The sequence below is a fragment of the Enterobacter sp. 302C9 genome (assembly GCF_034106085.1).
Lineage (GTDB): Bacteria > Pseudomonadota > Gammaproteobacteria > Enterobacterales > Enterobacteriaceae > Enterobacter > Enterobacter asburiae_B.
The window spans coordinates 1-751 of record NZ_JAWNBW010000031.1 but is presented as its reverse complement, the minus strand read 5'-3'; the positions used below and the strand labels follow the sequence as shown (position 1 = coordinate 751).

The window sequence follows — 751 nt, the reverse complement described above, 5'->3', positions numbered from 1 at the left end:
CCTCACGGTACTGGTTCACTATCGGTCAGTCAGGAGTATTTAGCCTTGGAGGATGGTCCCCCCATATTCAGACAGGATACCACGTGTCCCGCCCTACTCTTCGAGTTCACAGCCTGTGTGCTTTCGTGTACGGGGCTGTCACCCTGTATCGCCGGACTTTCCAGACCGTTCCACTAACACACAAGCTGATTCAGACTCTGGGCTGCTCCCCGTTCGCTCGCCGCTACTGGGGGAATCTCGGTTGATTTCTTTTCCTCGGGGTACTTAGATGTTTCAGTTCCCCCGGTTCGCCTCGTTAACCTATGTATTCAGTTAACGATAGTGCAACGAATTGCACTGGGTTTCCCCATTCGGACATCGCCGGGTCAAAGGTTCATATCACCTCGCCGGCGCTTTTCGCAGATTAGCACGTCCTTCATCGCCTCTGACTGCCAGGGCATCCACCGTGTACGCTTAGTCGCTTAACCTCACAACCCGAAGATGTTTCACTTCTGATTGCGAAAATTTGAGAGACTCGAACACACATAACATGTGTGTCGTTTCAATTTTCAGCTTGATCCAGATTTTTAAAGAGCAAAACTTCTTAATGCACTCAAAAGTACATTCAGAAGTTCATCATTCATCAGACAATCTGTGTGAGCACTACAAAGGCAGGTTCTTTAAGGTAAGGAGGTGATCCAACCGCAGGTTCCCCTACGGTTACCTTGTTACGACTTCACCCCAGTCATGAATCACAAAGTGGTAAGCGCCC

General features: G+C 49.5%; 2 rRNA genes. Both read right to left on the bottom strand.

Annotation, left to right across the window (positions count from 1 at the left end):
• A 23S ribosomal RNA gene (locus UR289_RS21835) occupies positions 1-467 on the bottom strand; the annotation flags it as partial.
• A gap of 198 nt (positions 468-665) precedes the next feature.
• Positions 666-751 (bottom strand): 16S ribosomal RNA (locus UR289_RS21830); the annotation flags it as partial.